The organism is Mycobacterium uberis (assembly GCF_003408705.1).
GTDB lineage: Bacteria > Actinomycetota > Actinomycetes > Mycobacteriales > Mycobacteriaceae > Mycobacterium > Mycobacterium uberis.
The window spans coordinates 1-4865 of record NZ_QAYL01000037.1; the positions used below are offsets into that span (position 1 = coordinate 1).

3 protein-coding genes, 2 tRNA genes and 1 pseudogene are annotated in these 4865 nt (G+C 52.2%); 5 read left to right on the forward strand and 1 reads right to left on the reverse strand.

The annotated features are described in order from the left end of the window. Positions 1–69 precede the first annotated feature (69 nt). Together MUBE_RS14275 and MUBE_RS14280 are read left to right on the forward strand one after the other, a co-directional pair. Positions 70–143: transfer RNA gene (locus MUBE_RS14275), tRNA-Asp, on the forward strand. A gap of 31 nt (positions 144–174) precedes the next feature. Next, a tRNA-Phe gene (locus MUBE_RS14280) sits at positions 175–251 on the forward strand. Positions 252–296: 45 nt separating this feature from the next. Here MUBE_RS14280 and MUBE_RS20635 read toward each other — a convergent pair. Continuing rightward, a pseudogene (locus tag MUBE_RS20635) lies at positions 297–677 on the reverse strand (site-specific integrase); the annotation flags it as partial. Positions 678–1450: 773 nt separating this feature from the next. On the opposite strand from MUBE_RS20635, the gene MUBE_RS16155 reads away from it, so the two are divergent. The 3 genes from MUBE_RS16155 (at position 1451) to MUBE_RS14305 (ending at position 4782) form a co-directional block, all read left to right on the forward strand. Continuing rightward, complete coding sequence (locus MUBE_RS16155; protein ID WP_165849892.1) at positions 1451–1612, forward strand: hypothetical protein; 162 nt, start codon at positions 1451–1453, stop codon at positions 1610–1612. 245 nt (positions 1613–1857) lie between these two features. Next, positions 1858–2184 carry a hypothetical protein gene (locus tag MUBE_RS14295; protein ID WP_133297134.1) on the forward strand — a complete coding sequence of 109 codons (327 nt, stop codon included), beginning with the start codon at positions 1858–1860 and terminating at the stop codon, positions 2182–2184. 1686 nt (positions 2185–3870) lie between these two features. Beyond that, complete coding sequence (locus MUBE_RS14305) at positions 3871–4782, forward strand: uridine phosphorylase (RefSeq protein WP_243633085.1); 912 nt, start codon at positions 3871–3873, stop codon at positions 4780–4782. Positions 4783–4865 lie beyond the last annotated feature (83 nt).

Here is a 4865-nt window from a genome sequence, read left to right on the forward strand (position 1 = left end):
GCTCAATTACATATGACGGACCCACCGCATGCGGTGGGTCCTGCTATGGGAACCCCCGGGGTTCWGCAWGGCCCTGTGGCGCAGTTGGTTAGCGCGCCGCCCTGTCACGGCGGAGGTCGCGGGTTCGAGTCCCGTCAGGGTCGCTAGTGCGGCGAGGCACGCACACTGCCTTCTGGCCAGGTAGCTCAGTCGGTATGAGCGTCCGCCTGAAAAGCGGAAGGTCGGCGGTTCGATCCCGCCCCTGGCCACCAGGTCTTACCTGCACGGACACGATAAGAGCACTCTATGGATGGTCGGTCTTGCCCGTTCTTATCGTTCATGATGAAGCTGTGGGGTCGGTCGAGGTTTATGGCTACGTGGTCGAGTTCATCGGTGTCGAGATCGCTATAGATACTTCTTCGCGGTAACGTCGGCGTGGAGTGGGCCATCGTTTTCTGAAACGTAGCGAAAGTCAACGCGAGAGGACCGTGCTAGGCTAGTGTAGGTGTATCGAAGATCATGGATGGTGAGCGGCGCCAGTTGTTTAATCCAAGGAAGCCGCCGTTCGGTGAGTTAATCGCGTATTTCGCTGGGTGCACGGCGCGCTATACATGGTTTTAGCGTGTATACGACGATTTGAGGAGTAGGACAGTGCGCACGGCGGCGTACGTCTTAGGCGGTCTGACGACGATTTGACCTTACACTTCCGGGGTGGTTTATATAGAAAGTCTGGCCCAGTGTTTGCAAGAAACTCACCCATTGGGATTGTCGGTCTAATCTACGGTTGCTATCCGGCCGATAGTGACGCTCACCTGACTGATGAGACACGCGAAGTTCGTAGAATACGAATAACAAGGGAAGAGGTTCAAGCAGCTATGAATTCTGTATTCGCCATGTGTGTTCTGGATGTTTTCGACGACGATACCCATGCGCGCATCTAGAATAATTAAAGTCAACCTCATATTTTTAACTGAGGTTAACTGCCGTATCCGCTAGTTTTTCAGCGTCGAGTCTTTCTAGGCGATCATCCAGGGAGTGGTGAGGTGATGTTAGATGACAGTATGGCCATGAGGACGGTAAGGTCGGTAGCCGCAGGTATCAATGTTCCGTGCTTGCTGACCCACCACTTCTATCCATGCTTGATCGTGCTGTCTACTTCTACTTAGAGGTAGACGAATTTACAGAGTTTTTAGTGGCGGGACTGGGTAAACTGACGCAAGCGTGCAGGCAAGTAGTATGATTTAATCCTGCGGGCCGCTTCTAGTGCTTACAGAGCTGGGTAATGTTAGGACGAGTTCGTCGAGGCTCGCGTACTGTCCGAGCTCAATTTTGAGAAGAAGTTCCCACACGGTGGCTTCAGGCCGAAAGTCGAGGAGCTTCTGGCAAGCTACCGCATCGACTATCTCCTTGCGCACCTTAACCTCATATATTGTTGGCGCAGAGTCGTGAGCTGACAAGTAGAGGCGCCGAGGTGGGCCGGGAGAAAGCGCATATGGCCGTGCGTACCGGTCGGCTATTGATCAGCGAGGGCTGGCCGGTGATCCAGAGCACCTCGTTCAGCACTAACGAGCGGAGCGAGAAACTTAAAGATAGTGACGAATTTCTTGGCATCGTGATCAACTCACCGTGCTAGAACAGGCACTTGACATTCGTCGGATGCCGCGTCGCAGTCAAAGCAATTGCTGGGATGGTCAATGCTGGCGGGCGGGAAGAAGATCTGGCAGCCGATTACGAGCTGAGCATCGCGTAAGTTCGCGCAGCCGGTTGGTGACATCACCATGCCGCCTGACCGGGCGCGAGCGGCAGAATGGCTGCTCTTGAAGACGTCGTGTTTATCGTGTACGAAAACCTCCTTCGGAGATAGGTAAAGGCGTGGCGATGGTCCGCCGTAATACCGCTCTATGGTGCGAGGAATCTCTAGATGCACTACTTTGCCAAGGGGCATTGATGATGCCTGACTGGATTCCCGTTGTCAGTGAGCGTGGTTGGATAGTGATCACGGTTGACAAGCACATCTGGACTCGTCTCGTCGGAATGCAGATGGCGATCGACCACCATCTGGAGGCGGTTCATTTGGAAATCAGTGTCGGACACGTCGTGGTATGGCAACAGCTGGTTTGTCTCGCAAAGTGTTGGGAGGTGATCGAAAATCAGGTGACTGGTTCGTCGGTTGGTTCGTGGTGGTTTTCGGTACGAAGTTCCTAAACTAACGCTATCAGATTTGAGCTTAAAAAGGTGGAACGGTAGTTGTATAAAGAGGCGAGTTTCTACCTGGTGTCTGTATGGTTGCCTAGCCGTGGGTGCCCGTTGTTTTTGCCTCTGTCTACCGCGATTTCTTGTCACGTTCGCCAGCGATAAGATCTGCATGCGCGAGGTCGTGATTGTGATGGACGTTTGCCTCATGGCTTGTTGCGACACGCGAAGGTCGATGCCTGCCCAACGTTACAGTGAAGCATACGTGTGGCGGCATCGTGCGCCCGTACAGCGTCGATGTTTGCCTGATAACGTGAGAATTCACAGCGATCAACCGCATGGTTAGTCTACCGTGTGCGGCGGCTAACACTATATGAGAGTAAGGTAAATAGGTGGTGGCGTTGGTAAATAGGTGGTGGCGTTCTCAGATGGGCTACCTGTTCTTATAAAGCAGATTCGCGATATGAAGGGTTTGATCCAAACTGAAGAGGGCGCAAATAATTTCTTCAGTATGCAATTTATTTCAAATGTGTTCGACTCTGGTATATTCGATGTCTCTGAAGTTGTTTCGGAGTCCATTTGTGATGTAGGCATGAAATGTGGAGTAGGCATTGATTAATTTCATAGCCAAAGACGGCTAAGTCTAAAATTCTGATTGAGTGTAAGAATGTTAGTGACCCTACTTGATTTAAGATATGTACCTATGTACTCCGGCTGTTCGGATAATGTGCCATCACAACAGTGTTTGTCGCCGTGTTAACTAATAGCCAAGAATATTTAGATACATACTGACAGTTATCTACTTAACAGGGTGGATTGGGAAGTCTTTTCTAGCGTTTACTATGCTTCAAGATTCATCGAACGCTAACTTCCGAAATTCGGAAGCTTTCGAGGAAATCTTTCGATATTGCATCAGTGGTGAGCATGACCGAGGAATTTAAGTATATTGGAAGCATTCGACATAATATATATATATTGCGAACGAGGTCAAAGAGTCATCGGACGAGTGGGTCAGGTTCTTCGTCGTGCATCTTTAATGAGGACTAGTCGATTCAACGCATAGCCGGGTAATTCCGGCCTCTTGTAGCTAAGACGTTGAGCCAGTACGTTGGAGACTAGGTTAATAGCCGATTCAAGACGACATTGGACGACGGAGGCGAATTTGACGTACTGGTCGATGCTTCCGTGGCTGTATACGCCGGTCGATTAAGCTGCCGCTAGCAGAGGCGATTCGCTCCGCCGATTCCCGGTTCGGGACCATGTGATGAAGAGTATAGAAGGCTTCAACGTAGTAGCGTGCATAGCCGTCTCCGAGCGTGCCACTTGCTGCGGTGCAAAGGCTTACTGACGATAATAACCGAAAGCCAATCTTACGCTTCGATCTGAACTGTAAGAACGTAAAGCTCATGACCACATTATGGAGTACGACGAGGAAGACACTCGGCATGATGTCGAATCTGGTAGCTGTCAAGACGAAGCCTGCGTGGCTATCCGTGCGCAATAATCAGTCAAATTGGCGGGAGTGACTATCGACCCCCACACTGGGTAAACCCCTGATGGTGCGGTTGGCGTGTACTGACCCTTTGGGAACAGCGTACCCCAACCTTCAGATGTCCGATGTTGCCTGTGTGTCGTTGTGCCAACTTGACCTGTGGTGCGTAGATTTGTACTTGCGTTAACCTAATCGAAGAGATCGAGGTGAAGACCGAGAATATCAACCACGTATTCCTCGATGGTGTCCTCGACGGCAGCCATGAGGATGTCTACTATCACTTCGGTGTGACATCGTCCGACCCGATTCTTGATGAGCTTTGCGGTATCAAAGCAGTCATCTTGGCCGGCACTGGGGAGCGCATCACAGAGTTTGCTGATCGCTGGAGCGAGCTCAACGGCGGGTCTAAGGTTTCCCGAGTCATCGCCTTTCCCAAGGAAAGCCGGTTCGTCACCAGGTATACTGCTGGCGTACTCTTCGCTTCCCACGGCATGGGCATGGCTAGTGCCTCGATCGCGCTACAGGAGCTCATGCGCTTGGTGTTCTTCCTCAAGCGCGGCGACCTCAAGGTTCTGGACCAAGTGTTCTGGTGTCGGGTTGGCACCAGCGGCGGCGTCGGACTGCCCAGTGGCACTGTGGTGGTGTCATCTGAGGGCCTCATGGCTGATCTCCTGCCTTACCGACTGCTAAGAGGCGGCGACGGTGAGTATTGGTTCGATGGGCGCTTCCCCGTTGACACCCACAACGCCATCATTGCGGCCAACGAGTGCATCGATGACCTGACGGTGATGTCCGGCAGGACGGTCAGTGGCAACGAATTTTTCCTCGAACAGTTCCGTCTGGACGGTGCGGTGTGCCTCGAGACACCGGCGACAAAGACGGAACGGCTACGGTGGCTCGACGAGAACGGTGTGTGCAACATCGAGATGGAAGGTGCCATGATCGCGGGCTACCTCAATTATTGGGGCTTCTCGAAGTTTGCGATGATCTGTTGCATTCTACTGAACCGGCTCGAGGGTGACCAGATAACGGCCACGCCCCAGCAGCTACGCAAGTTCAGTAACAATTCAGTTGTGGTGTTGTTTAACTACCTCATGACCAGCCTTCTGGGTTCCTAACCTTGCCGTTTCCGGTGGCTTGAAGTAGCTGAGCCTTCAGCCTTGCGACGCCAGGGTCTTAACCCTAGAAAACGAGGAAAACT

Excerpts from the sequence above, each read along its gene's own strand:
- MUBE_RS14295 (WP_133297134.1), top strand. The coding sequence starts at position 1,858 with ATGGTCCGCCGTAATACCGCTCTATGGTGCGAGGAATCTCTAGATGCA.